Source organism: Streptomyces sp. NPDC008086, assembly GCF_042957325.1.
Classification (GTDB): Bacteria; Actinomycetota; Actinomycetes; order Streptomycetales; family Streptomycetaceae; genus Streptomyces.
In genome coordinates this window covers 207,389-226,876 of record NZ_JBIBIA010000007.1, presented here as the reverse complement: position 1 = coordinate 226,876, position 19,488 = coordinate 207,389, and the positions used below count along the sequence as shown (strand labels likewise).

At 69.1% G+C, this 19,488-nt stretch carries 17 protein-coding genes; 1 reads left to right on the top strand and 16 read right to left on the bottom strand.

The genetic code is table 11. The annotated features are described in order from the left end of the window. Window positions 1-82: 82 nt before the first annotated feature. From ACFZBP_RS25565 to ACFZBP_RS25515, 11 genes are all read right to left on the bottom strand, one after another. A complete protein-coding gene (locus ACFZBP_RS25565) occupies window positions 83-568 on the bottom strand; it encodes an adenylyltransferase/cytidyltransferase family protein (protein ID WP_391416389.1) in 486 nt (161 codons plus the stop codon). Then, window positions 568-2,109, bottom strand: coding sequence for a fibronectin type III domain-containing protein (locus tag ACFZBP_RS25560; protein WP_391416387.1), 1,542 nt, complete (start codon window positions 2,107-2,109; stop codon window positions 568-570). The genes ACFZBP_RS25565 and ACFZBP_RS25560 overlap by 1 nt, the downstream gene beginning before the upstream one ends. Window positions 2,110-2,183: 74 nt before the next feature. After that, the gene (locus ACFZBP_RS25555) at window positions 2,184-3,728 is read right to left on the bottom strand and encodes a polysaccharide biosynthesis C-terminal domain-containing protein (RefSeq protein ID WP_391416384.1); all 1,545 of its coding nucleotides are present in this window, start codon (window positions 3,726-3,728) and stop codon (window positions 2,184-2,186) included. Beyond that, window positions 3,725-5,275: a hypothetical protein gene (locus tag ACFZBP_RS25550; protein ID WP_391416381.1), complete on the bottom strand. Its 1,551-nt coding sequence runs from the start codon at window positions 5,273-5,275 to the stop codon at window positions 3,725-3,727. The genes ACFZBP_RS25555 and ACFZBP_RS25550 overlap by 4 nt, the downstream gene beginning before the upstream one ends. Continuing rightward, on the bottom strand, window positions 5,272-6,702 hold the full coding sequence (locus ACFZBP_RS25545) for a hypothetical protein (RefSeq protein WP_391416379.1): 1,431 nt from the start codon (window positions 6,700-6,702) through the stop codon (window positions 5,272-5,274). Before ACFZBP_RS25545 ends, ACFZBP_RS25550 begins: the two co-directional genes overlap by 4 nt. A gap of 154 nt (window positions 6,703-6,856) precedes the next feature. Further along, window positions 6,857-8,062: a glycosyltransferase gene (locus tag ACFZBP_RS25540; protein ID WP_391416377.1), complete on the bottom strand. Its 1,206-nt coding sequence runs from the start codon at window positions 8,060-8,062 to the stop codon at window positions 6,857-6,859. A 27-nt stretch (window positions 8,063-8,089) separates the two neighbouring features. Then, window positions 8,090-9,070 carry an NAD-dependent epimerase/dehydratase family protein gene (locus ACFZBP_RS25535; RefSeq protein WP_391416375.1) on the bottom strand — a complete coding sequence of 327 codons (981 nt, stop codon included), beginning with the start codon at window positions 9,068-9,070 and terminating at the stop codon, window positions 8,090-8,092. A gap of 120 nt (window positions 9,071-9,190) precedes the next feature. Continuing rightward, complete coding sequence (locus ACFZBP_RS25530; protein WP_391416373.1) at window positions 9,191-9,892, bottom strand: CDP-alcohol phosphatidyltransferase family protein; 702 nt, start codon at window positions 9,890-9,892, stop codon at window positions 9,191-9,193. 220 nt (window positions 9,893-10,112) lie between these two features. Continuing rightward, complete coding sequence (locus ACFZBP_RS25525; RefSeq protein ID WP_391416371.1) at window positions 10,113-11,228, bottom strand: glycosyltransferase; 1,116 nt, start codon at window positions 11,226-11,228, stop codon at window positions 10,113-10,115. Beyond that, window positions 11,225-11,812, bottom strand: a complete 588-nt coding sequence (locus ACFZBP_RS25520; protein ID WP_391416368.1) for a putative colanic acid biosynthesis acetyltransferase — start codon at window positions 11,810-11,812, stop codon at window positions 11,225-11,227. The genes ACFZBP_RS25525 and ACFZBP_RS25520 overlap by 4 nt, the downstream gene beginning before the upstream one ends. 76 nt (window positions 11,813-11,888) lie before the next feature. Continuing rightward, the gene (locus ACFZBP_RS25515; RefSeq protein WP_391416366.1) at window positions 11,889-13,316 is read right to left on the bottom strand and encodes an exopolysaccharide biosynthesis polyprenyl glycosylphosphotransferase; all 1,428 of its coding nucleotides are present in this window, start codon (window positions 13,314-13,316) and stop codon (window positions 11,889-11,891) included. A 429-nt stretch (window positions 13,317-13,745) separates the two neighbouring features. On the opposite strand from ACFZBP_RS25515, the gene ACFZBP_RS25510 reads away from it, so the two are divergent. Then, window positions 13,746-14,216: a hypothetical protein gene (locus ACFZBP_RS25510; RefSeq protein ID WP_391416364.1), complete on the top strand. Its 471-nt coding sequence runs from the start codon at window positions 13,746-13,748 to the stop codon at window positions 14,214-14,216. A 98-nt stretch (window positions 14,217-14,314) separates the two neighbouring features. On the opposite strand, the gene tuf is transcribed toward ACFZBP_RS25510, so the two are convergent. From tuf to ACFZBP_RS25485, 5 genes are all read right to left on the bottom strand, one after another. Continuing rightward, window positions 14,315-15,508 carry an elongation factor Tu gene (gene tuf / locus ACFZBP_RS25505; RefSeq protein ID WP_030046358.1) on the bottom strand — a complete coding sequence of 398 codons (1,194 nt, stop codon included), beginning with the start codon at window positions 15,506-15,508 and terminating at the stop codon, window positions 14,315-14,317. A gap of 154 nt (window positions 15,509-15,662) precedes the next feature. Then, window positions 15,663-17,789 (bottom strand): elongation factor G, encoded by a 2,127-nt coding sequence (fusA, locus tag ACFZBP_RS25500; protein ID WP_030046357.1) that lies wholly within the window; start codon window positions 17,787-17,789, stop codon window positions 15,663-15,665. A 39-nt stretch (window positions 17,790-17,828) separates the two neighbouring features. Beyond that, complete coding sequence (gene rpsG / locus ACFZBP_RS25495; protein ID WP_003992340.1) at window positions 17,829-18,299, bottom strand: 30S ribosomal protein S7; 471 nt, start codon at window positions 18,297-18,299, stop codon at window positions 17,829-17,831. Window positions 18,300-18,301: 2 nt separating this feature from the next. Then, a complete protein-coding gene (rpsL, locus tag ACFZBP_RS25490) occupies window positions 18,302-18,673 on the bottom strand; it encodes a 30S ribosomal protein S12 (protein WP_003948652.1) in 372 nt (123 codons plus the stop codon). 341 nt (window positions 18,674-19,014) lie between these two features. Beyond that, window positions 19,015-19,479: a DUF1707 domain-containing protein gene (locus ACFZBP_RS25485; RefSeq protein WP_391416361.1), complete on the bottom strand. Its 465-nt coding sequence runs from the start codon at window positions 19,477-19,479 to the stop codon at window positions 19,015-19,017. Window positions 19,480-19,488 lie beyond the last annotated feature (9 nt).

The following is a 19,488-nucleotide window of genomic DNA, read 5'->3' as shown; positions in this document are numbered from 1 at the left end:
CACCGCCGGTGGAACGGCTGAGTGGTCCGAAGCCTCGACGGACCCGTCAGCCGCACCAGCGCCTGAGCCGCCATGGCCCGCGTCAGCTGTCCGTCCCTCCCGGGCGGGGTACGGCGAGCCGGCCCGCGAGCTGCTCGGAAGGGCTCTCCTCACCGAGAAGCCGCAGCGCCTCCCGCAGCAAGGTGCTCGAGGTGTGGACGGTGTAGGGGAAATAGACGACCTTCACGCCCACGCTCGCGAACTCGGCCTCGAGCGTTGTCCAGACGTCCGTGCCGAGCCAGTCGTCGCCCTTGAAGATGACGTCGAAACCGACCTCCTTCCAGATCCCGATCTTGTCGTCCACGGTCGCGACATAGGTGTCGTCGACATGACGCACGCTGCGGACGATCTGGAGTCGCTCGGCGAGAGGTACGACGGGTGGGCGGCCCTTGAGGCGCACCACGAGTTCGTCGGAGCAGACGCCGGCGATGAGGCGGTCGCAGTGGTCGCGCGCCCGGCGCAGGATGTTCAGATGGCCCACGTGGAAGAGGTCGAAGACCCCGGGCGCGTAGCCGAGACGTTCACCCATCAACGGTTTGCCTTCGTCCGCTCGGGGCCGACCGCGGTGACCAGGAGCGCTTTCGACGCGGGGGCCGCGTTCCTGCCGTCGGTGACGACGATCCGGTAGCGGTGGCGGGAGCCGGGCGCGACCGTGTCCGTGTACTTCATCGTGGGGCGGTTCCACTCCGTGGACCGGCCCGTCGGCGAGGCCAGGAGCTTGCCGTCCCGGTAGATCCGGTACCTCAGCACCGCGTCGTCCCGGTCCCATGCGGATCGCCAGGTGAGCGTGACCCGGCCGGTACGCGAGGCCGAGGCCTTGAGCTGGGGCGGCTCTTCCGGGGCTCCCCGGTCGGGCCCGGTGGTGAAGCGGGTCAGGCTCTGCTGCTGTCTGCCGTTGACCTCGGTGAACTCGCCTCCTGCCCACAGGATTTGACCGGCGATCTTCAGCGCCCGGGGCCCGTTGCCCTCACCGTTGCCGCCGTTGGTGTCGGGGAACCAGTGCAGGATGTGCCGGTCACGCACCGACTGGGCCAGGAAGTGCTGGCGGAAGTGGCCCTCGGCGAAGCCGCCAGGTGTGTCCCGGCAGTTGTGGGCGTGGGAGCCGCTGTAGAGCACGCCGTCGTGCACGGCGACGGCCTGCGTGGCGCCCAGGCAGGTGTCCTTCCACACCATCTCTCCGCTGCTGAGGCGTCCGGCGATACGGCCGTCGAAGATGCCGGTGCCCCTGCCCTCGGCCGCGACATAGAAGTTGGTCGCGTCACGCGTCAGCGCCTGCACGGAGGACCTCGACGGCAGCCAGCCGGGGTACGAGACCACCGTCTTGCCGGTGACGGGCCGCAGCGCGACGAGCGACCTCTCCAGGTCACCGTTGACCATGTTGAAGTTGCCGCCGACGATGAGCTTGCCGAACTCGGGCGCGGCGAGGAGGGCCCGTACGGGACCGTCGATCTCCGCCTTGAACGGCAGCAGCGCACCGCTGGGGGTGAGGGCGGCGACGCGCTCCCGCTCCCGGCCGTTGACGAGCGTGAAGTCGCCCCCCAGGAAGACCGCGCCGTCCGTGACATCGATGGCCCGGACGAACGACGACATGGTCGGCCGGAAGTCCTTGCGCAGTGAGCAGTCGCCCGTGTCGAGCGCGGCCGCACTGGCCACCCCGGTCTTGCCGGCCCTGGTGAACGAGCCACCGACGTAGAGCACTTCGTCGTTCGGCGCCGCCTTCAGCGCACGTACGGTGTTCCCGGCGCCGGAGAAGGGCAGGGCACAGGGCAGCAGTCGGCCGGTGCGGGCGTCGAACGCGGCGAAGTTCTTGCGCGCGACCTCCCGCTGGCCGGGCCTGGCGCCCGGAGGGCGCACCTTGTTGAAGGTGCCGCCGACGTACACGACCCCGTTCGCGTACTCCAGCGACCAGACGATGCCGTCGGTCTGCCAGGTCGCCAACGTGTCGGCGGTCAGGGTCTTCTCGTCGCTGTCGGCTGCCGAGGCGGTGGTGGTGATGAGGGAGGCGGCCGCGAGGAGGGCCACGGCCGAAGCCGTGGTGGCCCCCCTCTTCGTGCTTTTTCTGAGGCGCATGGAACTTCCCGGGTTGCAGCGAGTACGGGTGATGAGAAGGGGAGAAGGCGGGCGGTCTCGGCTCGGAGACGGCCTCATGTGGCGCGTTCGCGCAGCACACCGACGAGTTCGCGCATGTCCAGAGGTGTGCGAAATCGCCACAAACTTATACCGAATGCGAACATTCCCAGGGTGACCGCGGCGGTAAGTCCGACGGTCGTGTCACCTGCCAGCAGCCTCGCGGAAAGGACCAGCGGCATCGTGAGACCGAGTCCCGCGGCGGTCGCGACGAGGTAGCCGTGGTCGATGATCGTGAAGCCCGGATGCCGCCGGACCAGCGCCGCGGAGACGAGGTTCTCCACGACCGTCGCCGCTCCCCAGGACAGCGCGGCGCCGAGGACGCCCAGCCGGGGGACGGCGAGGAGGCCGACCGTCAGCTGCACGGTGAACGCGACGCCGGTGACCGCCAGATGCCAGGAGCTCTTGCCTGCCATGAGCAGCACGGTCTGGGCGTTCCCCACCCCGACGTTGACCGCGGAGGCGACACAGAGCACCACCAGCGCGGCGGCGCCGTGCTCGAACTCCGGCCCGAACAACGACAGGACGGTGCCCGGGAAGCTCGTGAGCAGGACGAGCAGCGGCCAGGAGAACAGCACGATCCAGCGCGTCGAGACCCGGTGCAGATGGCAGGCCTGCGACAGGTCGCCCACGGCGAGGAGGCGGCTGATCTCGGGAGCGACGGCCAGTCGGATGGCGAGCTGGAGGAGCGTCGCCGCGATGACGACGCGGCCGACGGCGGTGTAGATGCCCGCCTCTTCGCTCGTCGCCAGGCTGGACAGCAGGACGACGCCCACCCAGACCGCGCTGATGTCGAAGACGGAGGAGACCGCCCGCGGCCCGGCGAAGGCCCAGAAACCTCGCCGGGCGGCGACCGTGTCCGGTCCGGACGTATGACTCGGACTCGTCCGGCGGCGTTTGCGCAGGGCGAGACAGGCGATGACGAAGCCGGCCACGGTCGGCACGAGCCAGGCGGCGGCCAGGCTCAGCACCCCGGGAGCCAGCAGGACGACCGGTACGGCGATCAGCACACGAAGAACCGGTTTGCCGATCTGCTCGACACCGACGAACGGGATCACGGTGCCGTAGCCCTGGGTGGCGCCCAGCAGGATCAGGGTTACCGTGGCGAGGGGGAGGAACACGGCGAACAGCCGGACCAGGGTCACCGCGTCGTCCGGGGCGAGGCTCGGCAGCAGCGAGGTGGCCGTCCAGGGCGACAGGAACAGCAGCGCGGCGGCGGCCGTACTCGCGACGGCACCGGGCAGGACGGCGCTGCGCAGCAGTGCGCCGACCGCGCGGCCACCGGTGGTGGCCAGGTCACCGGAGACGAACCGCACCAGCCCCGTGTCGGCCCCGAGTTTGCAGGCGTTGCACAGGATGGTGAAGGCCGCGACACCGGTGAACACCGCTCCCGCCCCGTAGGCGCCGAGCCCCCGGGTGACCAGGGCGACCAGCGCGTATCCGAAGACCGCGTTGACCGACGCCCCCAGGAAACCCCACCATCCGCCGCGCGCGGTGGCGGCGACCCCGGACCGGGCCGTCGTGCCGCCGGTGGCGGGGGCGGCCGTACCGGAGGCGCTCACCGGGAGACGCTGAGCGTGTCGTCCTGCACCGGCGCGGTCGGCTGCGCCACGACGTCGTCGGCCGGTCCGGACGTGATCGTGGACGGGGTCCGCCCGGTCGCCCGGCGCATCCAGTCGCTGTCGACGACCCGGCGGAGCAGGCCGGGCCGGGTCACATGGTGCAGTGCGACGCCGACGATGTGCCCGCCCGAGCAGCTGATCAGCTCGCGTACCCGCTTGAGGTCGTCCCGTCTGACGTCGCCCAGACCGCCCACCACGAGGACGCCGTCCACGCGTCGGGCGAGCGCCAGGCCGTCGGCGTGCTCCAGCAGGGCCGGGGTGAGGAAGAGCGTCGGCCTGTCGTCGCCGGTGACCCCACGGCTGTCGGGGCGGAGCGTGAACCGCCCGGCGGTGCCCGCGTCGACGACCACCTCGCCCTGGGGGACTTCGGCGTCCGCGGCCGTCAGCGGCAGCCGCGTCGGCAGGCCGGGCACGCGTGCGGTGGCGTCCACCAGCAGGACGTCGTCGCCCGACTCGGCGAGCGCGGCGGCGAGATTCACGGCGACGGTCTCGGCTCCGCGTTCCCGCTTGGGCGCCACGACCATGAGCCTGCCCACGGGCGTACGGTCGTCGCCGCCCCGCAGTCGGAAGGCGAGGGCCCGGTACGCCTCCGCTCGGCTGCCCGCGGATCGGCCGACCTCCAGCAGGTCGCCGTCGGTGTCGGGGGCCGGGAGGATGCCCAGGACCGGAGCGTGCAGCGCCCCTTGGACCTCGCCGACCGAGCGTGCCCGCGGCTCCAGTGCGGAGCGCAGCCAGGCGAGCACGACACCCAGGAGCAGACCGCCGATCAGGCCGAAGGCGAGGAGCCAGGCGGGGGCGGGACCCGAGGGTCGGGTCGGCGGCTCGGCCCGGCGGACGACGTCACCGCCGGAGGTGTCGTAGGTCCTGATGTCGGAGACCCGCTTCTGCAGAATGCCGATCTGTTGCTGCATGCCCGCGGTGCCGGCGGAGGACCCGCCGGACTTCATCGCGATGACCCGCTTGGTGAGCGCCGTGATCTGCTCTTCCAGTCCGGTGGTCATCCGCGTGACCATGGCCCTGGAACGGTCCTGGCGATCGTCGAGGTAGGCCTGGGCGAACGCGTTGGCCACACGGGCCGCACGCGTCGGGGTGCCTCCTGTGTACTCGAACCGGAGCACCTGGGTGTCCCGGGGGTTGGTCACCCGCAGGTCCGTCAGCAGCGCGTCCGCGCGGGCGGGCTGCCGCAGCGCCGTCGCCGCGCGGGCCGCGACGGTCGCGCTGAGCGCGATCTGGAGTTCCGTGCCCATGCTCACCTGGTTGTCGGCGGCCACCCCGAACGTGCTGAACGGGTCCGTTCTCGAGCGGACGAGCACCTCGCTGGTGGAGGTGTAGCTGCCCGCGGTCAGCAAGGTGAGGGTCAGTCCGGCGAGCAGGCCGAGGACCACGCCCAGCGCGATGGTCGCGCGGTACCTCAGCAGCAGGCGCACCTGGTCGCGCAGCTGGTCGGGGTCGTCGTACCGGTCGTCGAAGCCGGCGGGGCTGGTCACGGATGCCTCCTGTGTCCGGGGATGGGCGCGGGGCCCGTGGGGGCGGGCGTCCGCACCGGTGACGGGAGCCGGGGTGGCCGGGCGGCGCGGGTGATGAGGAGCGGAACGGTCATGAGCAGCAGCAGCGGGCCGACGATCGCCATGAGGCTGCCGCGCAGGAAGATCAACTGGTAGAAGGCGTAGGCGGGGACCAGCAGCGCCGCCAGCGTGCCGTGCCGGTCCCGCAGCCGGGCCCTGATGTCGTCCATCCGCCGTCCGGCCGCGCCCAGCAGACAGAAGACGGCGACGACACAGGGAGCGCCGCCCCACAGATAGCTCTCGATCCACAGCGGCGCGGAAAGGTTGTGAAAGTCGTAGCCCGCGTACTGGGCGAGTTCGATACCGGTGGTCTGGGGTTTGTCGGGCCACATGGAGCGGGGCACCATGAAAAGGACGGGACCCAGCACGGCCGACGGCGAGAATCCGTTTTCCTGTACGTAGTCGATACCGGTCTGCATCTGCTGAAAGGCGTCGTAATCCATGTTGGAGCTGAACTGCTCCGCAAGCGCCACGACGTGCACCACTTCCCGCTCGTCGTAACGGAAGTAGTCGCTGTACGGAAACGCGAAGAGCACCACGGCCGTGAGCGCCACCGCGGTGACGCGAAAGGCCCGTGGGGTGCTGAACCGGCGCCAGGAGAAGAGCAGGACCAGCAGGACGGTGCCGGCCCAGAAGCGCGGCCTGCTGATCGGGTTGTTGACCAGGACGTTGAGCGCGAGAAGGAGCGGCAGCAGCATCCATCGGGTCGCGCGCAGCAGCCGGTCTCCGCCGGACAGGCGGGGCAGGTGGACCAGGCCCACCGCGGCCCAGAAGGCAGGGACGGCGAGCGCCCAGACGCGCAGCGCATGGGCGAGATCCGGGTCGGCACCCGACTGCCGCAGCGCCTGCCTGCTGGTGAAGAAGGCGCCCACACCACCCTCCTGGCCGGGGATCAGCACGGCCGCGAGCACGAGCGAGATACCGCACAGCAGGAGCACGGGCAGCGGTGCGAGCCTGCGGGACAGCAGTGGTTCGAGCACGGTCGAGCGGGCGCCCTCGCGGGTGGCGGCCAGCGCCACGCCCGCGCTGTAGGCGAGGAGCCCGACTTCGCTCAGTACGGCCGCGGCGAAAGCGGTGGACTCACCGGTGCGGTATTCCAGCGGATAGGCGTCGGTGGCGAGCATGGCGAGCGGCGCGAGGCCCAGCCACACATAGACGAAGAGCCAGAACCCGAAGGCGACGAGACGCACCGAGGTGTCGGTCAGCACCCTGGTGAGCGCCCCGCCGCTGTGCGCCACGACCACGCACTGCGCCGCGAGTGCCGCCCCGAACCGGGCGTCGGCGTCCTGGAGGATCAGTGCCGGCAGAAAGGCGATGAGAAGGAGGGCCCAGCAGCAGACCGCCGCCACGCAACGCTTTTGACTGCCTCGCACTCTGCACCCCCGGTGAGCGGGCAAACGGAACAAATCGGCGCCAGTAGATTTATAGCCTGTAGGCCGGGCCGATCTCCCGCATTTCAGAGGGTGTTTTCACTTGACGTAAATTGCTATGAATTCACAATAATCAATTGCAGTTGGTGCGGCGGCGCACTGCTCGCAGAATTTCCTCGAATCGCGAGGCGCATCCTTCCAGGGCGAACTCCCGCTCGGCCAGCGCCCGGCTCTCCTTGCCCAGCATCTGTGCGCGCGCCGGGTCGTCCAGGACCTCGCGGACCCAGGCGGCCGCGTCGGGCAGCGAGGACTCCTCCGGGGTGAACACCGCCGAGCCGGCCTGGCGGAGCAGCTTCGCCGCCAGGTTGTCCGCCGGCATCAGGCCGAGCACGGGGCGCCCGGCGCACAGATACGACAGCGTCTTGGAGGGCACCGAGAACTCGCCGGCGTCCGCCGCCAGCAGCACGACCAGCACATCGCCGGTGCCCAGCACCTCGGGCAGCCGGTCGTAGGGCTGGAAGGGCAGCAGGGTCAGATCGACGCCTCGGGCCGCGGCGGCCTCCTTGATGACCGGCACGGCCGGGCCGTCGTTGACGACGACGAGACGGACCCGTTCGCCCTGCTCACGCAGCGTCTCGGCCAGCCGCACCAGCAGGGCGGGGTTGTGCTTGAGGCCGATGGTGCCGGAATACAGCACGGTCCTGACGCCGGTGAGGCCGTGCTCCCGCGACCAAGCGTTGGCGCGGGGAACGGGGAGGATCTCGTCCAGTGGCGCCCAGTTGGGGATGACGGTGACCTTGCCGGCGGTGCCCCACTCCCGGTGGATCCGCACGAAGGAGTCGGCGATCACCACGATCGCCGAGGCGCGTCGGGCCGCCCACCTCTCGCCCCGCTCGAAGACCTTCGCGGCGATGCCCATCAGCCTCGACACCCCGGCGGCGGCGAAGCTCTTGAGGGCGACGGCGGTGATGTCCTGGTGCCACAGCACCCAGGGGATGCGCAGCGCCCCCAGTGCCGCCGCGGCCACGACCAGGGTCGGGATCGGCAGGTTGCCCAGCATCGCCACGTCCGGCTTCTCGCGCCGTACCTGGCGGGCCAGTTCCAGGCCCAGCCGGGTCTCCTGGAAGAGGCGTCGGACGTAGGCGCCCTTGTCGAGGACGACGCGCTCGCCGATGGTGACGAAGCGGAGGCCGACGACCGGGTCCTCGGCGAGGTTGCCCTTGCCGGAGACGTAGGCCGGACAGGTCGAGTGGACGACGTCATGACCGCGCCGGGCCAGCTCACGGGAGAGCTGCACCTGGAACGGGTGTCCGCTGTAGTCGTGGACGAGGATCCTCATCGACTGCTCTCCCGGCCGGTTCGAGGGTCAGGAGCGGGCGCGCTTGACCTGGTCGTAGACCCAGGCGTAGGTCTTCTCCAGCCCCTCGGCCAGGGGGATCGACGGCTCCCAGCCGTGGAGTTGGCGGATCAGGGTGTTGTCGGAGTTGCGGCCGCGTACGCCCTGCGGAGCGTCCATCTGGTACTTGCGCTCGCAGTGGACGCCCGCGATCTCCTCGACGATGTCGACCAGTTGGTTGATGGTGACGAGCTCGGACGAGCCGATGTTGACGGGCACGCTGCTGGTGCCACGCATCAGCATCTGCGTGCCGTGCAGACAGTCGTCGATGTACATGAAGGAGCGGGTCTGCCGGCCGTCGCCCCAGATGTCGATCCGGTGCTCCCCGGAGAGGACCGCCTCGGCGACCTTGCGGCACACGGCCGCCGGTGCCTTCTCGCGGCCTCCGGTCCAGGTGCCCGCGGGGCCGTACACGTTGTGGTAGCGGGCGATACGGCAGCTGAACCCGTAGTCCTCCTCGAAGTGGCGGCACATGCGCTCGGAGAACAGCTTCTCCCAGCCGTAGCCGTCCTCGGGCTGCGCCGGGTAGGCGTCCTCCTCCTTCAGCGCGGTGACGTTCGAGGCGGTCTGCTTGCCGGCGGCGTAGACACAGGCGGACGAGGAGTAGAAGTAGCGCTCGACACCGGCCTCGTGCGCGGCCTTGAGCATGTGGGTGCTGGTCAGCACCGACATCATGCAGGCAGCCTTGTGGTTCTCGATGAATCCCATGCCGCCCATGTCGGCGGCCAGCATGTAGACCTGACGGGCGTCGCGGACCGCGGCGCGGGCGTCGTCCAGGAGGGACAGGTCGGCGACGACGTTCTCGGCGGCCGGGTGCACCTGCTGCCACTCGTGCAGCGGCTTGATGTCGACGCACCGGACGGTCAGCCCCTGCGTCAGGAGGTCGGCCGCGAGATGCCCACCGATGAATCCTCCGCCTCCCGCGACAACGACGTCCACCTGCTTGCTCATGGCAGCTCCTTCTGGAAAGCGGAATCCGCCTGGAAGGTTAGCTACCTTTTGCACCTTTTCATGCGAAATGACGCGCGTTTTTCGCATCGCAGGACCCGGATGCCGCCGTCCGAGTCCTCGTCAGGCCAGCTCCCGCAGCCACTTGGCGAAGAACGCCGGCAACAGCACGACATGGGCCGCGAGCAGCACCACGTACACCGCGAGGAAGAGCTTCTGGTTTCCGAGGAAGAGGAAGCTCAGGCAGAGCAGCCCGTAGTCCACGGGCAGCAGTGCCATGCCCCGCACGGTGGACGGCACGGGCACCGGCCCGGCTGGTGTGTCCCCTCTTCCCCGTCTCAGCTGTTCGGTGAGGATTCCTCCGAAGAACAGCAGGACAGCGGCGCACTGGAAGGCGATGGGCAGCAGCAGCGCGGGACGCTGCAGCTCGAAGAAGCGGTAGAAGGAGATCAGCACCGCCGCGTGGACGGCCAGGAGTTTCGCGCAGTCCACCACATGGTCCAGCCACTCCCCGGCGAGGCTGGACGACCGGTGCAGCCGGGCCAGTTGACCGTCCGCGGAATCGAGTGCGAAGCCGAGCAGCAGCGCGAGCGAGACCCACGGTCCGAGCGTGTGGGACGGCGGGAGCAGAGCCGTCGCGAACACACCCGTGAAGGTGATCGAGGCGCTGACGGCCGTCACATGGTTGGGCGAGAGCCCGATACGGTACGCGGCGGCCGCGAGCAACCGGCCGGCCGGGCGGTTGACGTACCGGGCGTAGACGGAGACCCCCTGAGCGGGTTTCTGCGCCGTCGAGAGCTGCCGCAGCGTGCTGGAAAAGTCCATTCCCTGACCTCGTGCGTGAACGGGCGGACGGATCACCACGTGCCGCAGGCTCTCGTCGACGCCCTTCCGTGGATGACGCGGCGGCGGACCGCGGACGGCCGTCCGAGAGGGGAACCCATGGCCAGAAGGTAGGCGCCTCGGCCCACTACACCTGATCCGACCAGCGGGATGGTCACGTTGTCCATCCGATCGGCCGCAAGCTCCTTGCGGCGGTCTTCGGTCACAGCCCCCGATAGATCGCCTCCAGCCGGTCCGTCACCGCGTGGACGGAGAACGCCTCCGCGACGGCGCGCCGCCCCGCCTCGGCGACGGCCGCCCGCTTGGCGTCGTCGGCGAGCAGTCCGCACACCGCGTCGGCCATCTCACCGGGACTGCCGTCGGTGACCATCGCCGCCCCGCGTCGAGCCAGCTCGTCCGCGATACCGCAGGTGTCGGTGCACACCACGGGGGTGCCCGCCGAGAGAGCCTCGATCACCGTCATCCCGAACGGTTCGTCGACACTGGGCAGCACATATACGGCCGCCCGCGCGTAGGCCCGTACCGCCTCCGCGTGGTCCAGCGCCCCGCCGTAGGAGACGATGCCCTGGAGCCCATGGGCGGCGATCAGCCGGCGCACCGCCGGCAGCACTCCCTCGTCCGCCCCGTAGAGGGTGAAGCGGGCGTCGGGCATCCTCCGGTGCACCAGCGCGGCCATCTCGACGAACGCGTCCGGGCGCTTGCGCGGATGCAGCCGGGCGAGGAACAGCACCTCCCGGTCACGTCGCCCGCCCTCGCCGGCCCGGTCAGCCCGCTCGGGCCGCACCCCGTTGGGCAGGGTCATCAGCGGCGGACCGCCGGCACCGACCACCTCGGCCACATCCCGGCGTTCCTGCTCGGTGAGCACGAGACAGCCCCGCGCCCGGCGCAGCAGAGGCACGTACAGGCGGTCGAAGAGCCGGACGGCGGCCGCACGGCGCGGCTGCACCATGCCGTGCGTCTGTGCGACGAACCTCTTGCGGCGCAGCGCGGCCACGGCGAGCGCCGCGACGGAGACCAGGTCGCGGCCCGCGTGCACATGGACCACATCAGCCCTGCCCATCGCGACCCACATGTCCCTGACCAGCAGCGGATGCATGAGCCCGGTGAAGCGGCCCGGCAGCATGGAGCGGGCCGGACGAGTGCGCAGCGGCACCGAGCCGAGGCGGGCCGGCGCCGCGGACCTGCCGCGCCACAGGGACACCAACGAGACCTCATGGCCTCGGGCGGCGCACTCCTCGAGCTGCCCGGCGGCCACGCTCGTCGGCCCGCCGTACGCTCCGTCGTCGCTGACCAGCGTCACGACATGGACGACCCTCATGCCACACCCCCACCGGTGACGACCTCACCCGGACCGAGGTCGCGACGGGCGACCGCACCGGCACCCACCACCGCGCCACGACCCACCGTCACGCCCCGCAGCACGACCGCGCGCGTCGCGACCCACGCCCCCGGCTCCAGCCGGATGGGCCCGTTGTCGAACTCGAAGGTGGGGCTCAGACGTTGATGGCTCCCCGTGCACAGCAGCGCCCCCTGCGAGACGCACACGTCGTGGCCGATCGTGATCTGCCGCAGGTTCAGCAGCCAGGCCCCCTCCCCGATCCACACGTCGTCGCCGACGGACAGCCGCCAGGGCCAGTGCACTCGAACCCCGTGCCGGATCAGCACCCGCCGCCCGATCCGCGCGCCGAAGGCCCGCAGTACCGCCGGCCGCCAGCGCGCCGGAAACCACCACTTCACGAACACGAGATGGAGTACGGCGAACCAGGCCGCCTGGAGGACGAAGGGGCGCCCCTTGTCGTAGCCCGCGCCGGTGAAACCCCGCAGGGAACGCTCGACGACGGCCCTGTGACCGGGCGGGCCGGGGCGGATGCCCGCATCGGGCGGCACTGCGGTCTCTGCCATGGAGCTGCACCTTTCCTGACGGGGAGGCATACGCCTTCACATGACTTGCAGGGAACTCAGGGGTGGCGTCCCGGTCTCAGTACGCCCCGCGCCCGTCCAGCACGGCCCGAACCGTACGAACCATCACGGTCATGTCCCACCCCCACGACCAGTTGTCCACGTACCGCAGATCCAGCGAGACGGTCTCGTGCCAGGACAGGTCCGACCGTCCGCTCACCTGCCACAGTCCCGTGAGACCGGGTTTGACGCTCAGTCGGCGCATCTCCACCCGGTCGTAGCGGGCGACCTCCTCGGGCAGCGGCGGGCGGGGGCCCACCAGCGACATGTGGCCGAGCAGGACATTGGCCAACTGGGGCAGCTCGTCCAGCGAGTAGCGGCGCAGGAAGCGTCCGGCGGACGTGACGCGCGGGTCCCGGCGCAGCTTGAACATATGGCCGTCGTGTTCGTTCGCGGCCGCGAGGTCGCCCTTCATCCGGTCCGCGTCCACGACCATGGTCCGGAACTTCCACATCGGGAACGGCGCCCCGTTGCGGCCCACCCGGGTCTGGCGGTAGATGACCGGCCCGGGCGAACTCAGCCGCACGGCGAGCGCCAGCAGGGCGAACAGCGGGGCCAGCACCACGAGCAGGACGAGCGAGCCCGACCGGTCCGTGGCGGCCTTCAGCAGCGTGGGCAGGCCGCGGCGCGTCGGCGGTGAGACGTCCAGCAGGGTGAGCCCGGCCGCGGAGGCGATACGGACCCGGCGCCGGGCCACTTCCACGATGCCGGGCAGCACCATCAGCCGACGGCCCCGGTCGTGCAGGGCCCAGGACAACCGCCGCAGTCGGTCCCCGCACATGTGCCGGCTCGCGGCGACGAAGACCAGGTCGGCGCCGAGCAGTTCGGCCGCGTCCGCCACCGGCGCGGCGTCCTCGTCCGGAGCGTTCGTCGCGTTCGGCATGTTCGGCGCGTCGCCGGGCAGCCGGGCGGGCACGGGCACCCCGGACAGCACCTCGCCCTCACCCAGCACACAGGCCCCGACCACCACGTACCCATGGTCCGTACGCTCGGCCAGCTGCCCGACCACGGCGTCCACGGCCCCGGCCTCACCGACGACGAGGACGCGTCGCAGCCCTTCGGCCCGTCGGCGTACGGCCAGGATGCGGCGGTGGATCGCCTTGCGGCACAGCACGGTCACCGCCAACGACGGGCACAGCGCGGCGAACTCGGTCGCGGGCGCGTCGCCGAGCCCGGAGACGGTGCGCAGTACGGCCAGTACGCCGAGCAGCACCAGCCAGTCCCGTACGACCGGTCCGACGGGGGCGCCCTCGTCCCAGGCGGAGGGTGCGTAGCGCCTCGCGGCTAGGCCCACGAGCAGCCAGAGGAGCGTGACGGCGACGGCCTGGTGCACGGCGTGGGCCGTACCGGTCAGCGGGAGGGCCGCCGCGGTCGGCAGCGCCATGCCCGCCGCGTCGGCGCCGACCGCGACCGGTACGTACCACCCGTCCGCCGGGCTCCGGCGCATGACCGGCCGGTGCGGCGTGAGGGGAACTGCCCGCCCTGACACCGTGCTGGTGGACTGCCGCATGGTTCTCCCTGTGACCCCGGCCCTCGGCGAAGACATGGGGCGCCGCCGCATCGGAGGATCGGCGCACGCCCCATGAGGGTTATATCAACCTTTTTTAAATGTATGTCCTATTTGCACGAGGTACTGCCGAGCGTGGCGCCCCCTCGACACTCAGCCTTTCCGGTCCTCCGCGACCCGGACGGGCTAGGCGGAGGAAGTCCCGGGAGTGGCGTTCATCGGATTGTGCAAATGATCAGATGCCCGGCGGTGGATGCGACTCAGCCCGGGCGAACTCCGGTACCTCCAGAGCAAGAAGGAGCACACACAGTGCGAGTAACCACACGATCAACCAGAGCGAGATGGGGCGCCCGCGGCATCGGCCTCGGCGTGACCACGGCACTGGCGGTCACGTTCGGGGCCGGCCCCGCCGCGGCGGAGGCGGGGCCCCAGTTGCAGGCCGCAGTACAGCCCTATGAGTTCACGGACGAGGTGAACCCGGACTGCGTGGACATCAGACCGCCCCTTGTCGGTTTCACCGAGCAGGACACGGACAACGCGCCCATGAACGGCGAGACGATCAACTTCACGTTCAACGGGAACAACGGATCGATCACCCTCGGCGTCTCGAACAGCGCACAAGGGCAGCTCCTCTCGTTCGACTTCAACGACACCCCCTTCGCCGCCGCGGTGGTCATCGTGAAGGGCAGCAACAACGCGAACATCTACGACTACCGGACGACGATGGCCGGCCAGATCGAGGCCGACAACACGCTCCACGCCCCGATCAATCCCAGTGGCGGTTTCGCAAACCTCAGCCACGTCGCCTTCTGCGTAGTCCCGGACGGCGACAACACCTGACGCGAGTCACGACAGCACAGCAAAGGGGCCCGTACGACCGAAGTCGTACGGGCCCCTTCAGGAGCTCGCGCTGGAGCTACCAGGTCAAACCAACAAGACTACTTGTTGATCTTGGTGACCTGGCCGGCGCCGACCGTCCGGCCACCCTCACGGATGGCGAACTTCAGGCCCTCTTCCATGGCGACGGGCTGGATGAGCTCCACCTTCATCTCGGTGTTGTCACCCGGCATGACCATCTCGGTGCCCTCGGGGAGGGTCACGACGCCGGTCACGTCCGTCGTACGGAAGTAGAACTGCGGACGGTAGTTGTTGAAGAACGGCGTGTGGCGGCCACCCTCGTCCTTGGACAGGATGTAGGCCTGCGCCTCGAACTCGGTGTGCGGGGTGACCGAGCCCGGCTTGATGATGACCTGGCCGCGCTCGACGTCCTCGCGCTTGATGCCGCGGAGCAGCAGACCGACGTTCTCACCGGCCTGGCCCTCGTCGAGCAGCTTGCGGAACATCTCGATGCCGGTGACCGTGGTGGTGGTCTTCTCCTGCTTGATGCCCACGATGTCAACGGTCTCGTTGACCTTGAGGACACCACGCTCGATACGGCCGGTGACGACCGTACCGCGACCGGTGATCGTGAAGACGTCCTCGATCGGCATCAGGAACGGCTTGTCGACGTCACGCTCGGGCTGCGGGATGTTCTCGTCCACGGCCTTCATGAGCTCGAGGACGGTGTTGCCCCACTCCTTGTCGCCCTCAAGGGCCTTGAGCGCCGAGACCTTGACGACCGGCAGGTCGTCGCCCGGGAACTCGTACTCGGAGAGCAGCTCACGAACCTCGAGCTCGACGAGCTCCAGGATCTCCTCGTCGTCCACCATGTCGGCCTTGTTCAGGGCGACGACGATGTACGGAACGCCGACCTGGCGGGCCAGGAGCACGTGCTCCTTGGTCTGCGGCATCGGGCCGTCGGTGGCGGCGACCACGAGGATGGCGCCGTCCATCTGAGCGGCACCGGTGATCATGTTCTTGATGTAGTCCGCGTGACCGGGGCAGTCGACGTGGGCGTAGTGACGCGTCTCGGTCTGGTACTCGACGTGCGCGATGGAGATGGTGATACCGCGCTGGCGCTCCTCGGGAGCCTTGTCGATCTGGTCGAAGGCCGAGGCCTCGTTCAGGTCCGGGTACGCGTCGTGCAGCACCTTGGTAATGGCGGCCGTGAGGGTCGTCTTACCGTGGTCGATGTGACCGATGGTGCCGATGTTGACGTGGGGCTTAGTCCGCTCGAACTTCGCCTTCGCCACGGGGTCCTCCTGTGGAGTGGTTCTGAACGCCTTGCTTCATCGGCGCCAGGTGATCTTTGCTGGAAAGCCCGGGGCCGGGGGCATTCCCCCACGAATGCGGGTGAATACCCCTGGCGGCTCCGGAGTCAAGCCTAAAGCGTGTGAACGCGGTGCGTTACTCGCCCTTGGCCTTCGCGATGATCTCCTCGGCGACGTTCCGCGGAACCTCGGCGTAGGAGTCGAACTGCATGGAGTAGCTGGCACGGCCGGACGTCTTGCTGCGCAGGTCGCCGACGTAACCGAACATCTCCGAGAGAGGCACGAGGCCCTTCACGACGCGGGCACCCGCCCGCTCCTCCATGGCCTGGATCTGGCCACGGCGGGAGTTGATGTCGCCGATGACCTCACCCATGTAGTCCTCGGGCGTGGTGACCTCGACGGCCATCATCGGCTCGAGCAGCACAGGGCTGGCCTTGCGCGCGGCCTCCTTGAAGGCCTGCGAACCGGCGATCTTGAACGCGAGCTCGGAGGAGTCGACCTCGTGGTAGCCACCGTCGATGAGCGTGACGCGGACGCCTGTCATCTCGTAGCCCGCGAGGATGCCGAACTGCATGGCCTCCTGCGCACCGGCGTCGACCGAAGGGATGTACTCCTTCGGGATACGACCACCGGTGACCTTGTTCACGAACTCGTACGAGGCGTCGCCGCCCTCGATCGGCTCGATCGCGATCTGCACCTTGGCGAACTGGCCGGTACCACCAGTCTGCTTCTTGTGCGTGTAGTCGACGCGCTCGACGGCCTTGCGGATCGTCTCGCGGTAGGCGACCTGCGGCTTGCCGACGTTGGCCTCGACCTTGAACTCACGGCGCATACGGTCGACCAGCACCTCGAGGTGCAGCTCGCCCATACCACCGATGATGGTCTGGCCGGTCTCCTCGTCCGAGTGGACCTGGAAGGAGGGGTCCTCCTCCGCGAGACGCTGGATGGCGACACCCAGCTTCTCCTGGTCACCCTTGGACTTGGGCTCGATGGCGACCTGGATGACCGGCGCCGGGAAGTCCATGGACTCCAGGATCACCGGCTGCTTGTCGTCGCTCAGCGTCTCACCGGTGGTGGTCTGCTTCAGGCCCATGACGGCGACGATGTCGCCGGCGCCCACCGACTCGATCTCCTCACGCTTGTTCGCGTGCATGCGGTAGATCTTGCCGATGCGCTCCTTCTTGCCCTTGACGGAGTTCAGCACGGCGGTGCCGGACTCCAGGCGACCGGAGTAGATCCGGACGAAGGTGAGCTTGCCGAGGTGCGGGTCGCTCATGATCTTGAAGGCAAGAGCCGACAGGGGCTCCTCGTCGGACGGCTTGCGCTTGACGACGACCTCGGGGTCCTTGACGTCGTGGCCCTCGATGGCCTCGACGTCGAGGGGGGTCGGCAGGTAGCGCACGACCGCGTCGAGCAGGGGCTGGACGCCCTTGTTCTTGAACGCGGTGCCACAGAACACCGGGGTGACCGTGGTGTCGCTGGACTTGCCGGACGCGATGGTGATGCGACGGATCGCGGCGTACAGCTGCTCCTCGGTGGGCTCCTGGCCCTCCAGGTACAGCTCCATGATCTCTTCGTCGTTCTCGGCGACGCCCTCGATCAGCTTGCCGCGGTACTCCTCGGCAGCCTCGGTGTGCGTGGCCGGGATGTCGACGACGTCGTACATCTCGCCCTTGGCGGCCTCGGCGGACCACACGAGCGCCTTCATGCGGACCAGGTCCACGACGCCCTTGAAGTCGGCCTCGGCACCGATCGGAAGCTGCATGACCAGCGGCTGCGCACCAAGGCGGTCCGAGATCATGTCGACGCAGCGGTGGAACTCGGCACCGGTGCGGTCCAGCTTGTTCACGAAGCAGATGCGCGGCACGCCGTAACGGTCGGCCTGACGCCACACCGTCTCGGACTGCGGCTCGACACCGGCGACACCGTCGAACACCGTCACGGCACCGTCGAGCACACGCAGGGAGCGCTCCACCTCGACGGTGAAGTCGACGTGCCCCGGGGTGTCGATGATGTTGATGGTGTAGTCGTTGTCCTCAAGCGGCCAGTGACAGGTGGTGGCAGCAGAGGTGATCGTGATGCCACGCTCCTGCTCCTGCTCCATCCAGTCCATGGTGGCAGCGCCGTCGTGGACCTCACCGATCTTGTAGCTGACGCCGGTGTAGAAGAGGATCCGCTCGGTGGTGGTCGTCTTGCCCGCGTCGATGTGGGCCATGATCCCGATGTTGCGGACCTTGGCCAGGTCAAGTGAAGTGGTAGCCATAAGGCTTCAGTCTTCTCTCGGTCTCGATGGGGTCTGCGACTACCAGCGGTAGTGCGCGAAGGCCTTGTTGGACTCGGCCATCTTGTGGGTGTCCTCGCGCTTCTTCACGGCCGCACCGAGGCCGTTCGAGGCGTCGAGAAGCTCGTTGAGGAGACGCTCGGTCATGGTCTTCTCGCGACGGGCGCGGGAGTAACCGACCAGCCAGCGCAGCGCGAGCGTGTTGGCACGACCGGGCTTGACCTCGATCGGAACCTGGTACGTCGCACCACCGACACGGCGGGACTTGACCTCGAGGGTCGGCTTGATGTTCTCCAGCGCGCGCTTCAGCGTGATGATCGGGTCGTTGCCCGTCTTCTCACGCAGACCCTCCATGGCGCCGTAGACGATGCGCTCGGCGGTGGAGCGCTTGCCGTTCAGCAGCACCTTGTTGATGAGCGACGTGACAAGAGGAGAACCGTAGACCGGGTCGATGATGACCGGGCGCTTCGGGGCGGGGCCCTTACGAGGCATTCTTACTTCTCCTTCTTGGCGCCGTAGCGGCTGCGGGCCTGCTTGCGGTTCTTGACACCCTGGGTGTCAAGCGAACCACGGATGATCTTGTAGCGAACACCCGGCAGGTCCTTCACACGGCCGCCGCGCACGAGCACGATGGAGTGCTCCTGCAGGTTGTGTCCCTCACCCGGAATGTAAGCGGTGACCTCGATCCCGCTGGTCAGACGCACACGCGCGACCTTACGCAGGGCCGAGTTCGGCTTCTTCGGGGTGGTCGTGAACACACGCGTGCAGACGCCACGACGCTGAGGGGAACCCTCGAGTGCGGGCGTCTTGTTCTTCTCGACCTTGTCCTGCCGGCCCTTACGGACCAGCTGCTGGATCGTAGGCACTACTTCTCCGGTTTCTGTGTGCCGAATGGTGAAGCTAACCTGGAACGTCGCCGACCCACGCGGTCGGGTGTGTCGAATCCGGCGGACTCCCGCCGCGAGGCGAAAAGAGCACAGATTACGGTGGCCGCTCACAGCTCGCTATGCGGTCGAAGGCACGCACGAGAGCCAGGGCACACCCCAGGCACAAGGTCTGAGCGTACCTACCTCAAACGCTACGGTCAAAACAAATGGGCCCCGCCCGCATCGCCATGCGGTCGATGTCAAGACCACACGACGTGTTCGATCTTCGAATCGGCGATTCGAGCACATCGGAGCACCTCCCGGACCACCCTCGCGCCGGCCTAGGCGGACACCGCGGCGGCCACGAGCATCAGCGTCAGCAACACCGCCCAGGCAGCGGTCGACAGCCACCCGAGCACCAGCCCGGTCAGGGCGAGCGCGTCACCGCCCTGACCGCTGCGCCGTATCTCGGAACGGGCCGAGTGCCCCAGCACGACCGCCGGAATCCCGGTCAGCCCGAAACTCACCAGGCACAGCACCCCGCAGACGGCGGACCCCACCGCCTTGCCGTTCACCTGCGGCCGGGCCACCGGCACGAAGGCCCGCGGCACCGGCGTCACGGGCACCGGCAGCGGCAGCGGCCCCTGAGGAAGGTCGGCGACCAGCAGGGCCAGCTCCCCCACCGTACGAGCCGCATACGCCCGCTCGATCCGCTGATCGAACTCCCCCTTCTCCAGCCGCCCCTCACCGAAGCCGGCCCTGAGCACATCCACGGCCCGCTCCCGATCGGCATGCGAGGCAAGCATCACCGAGCC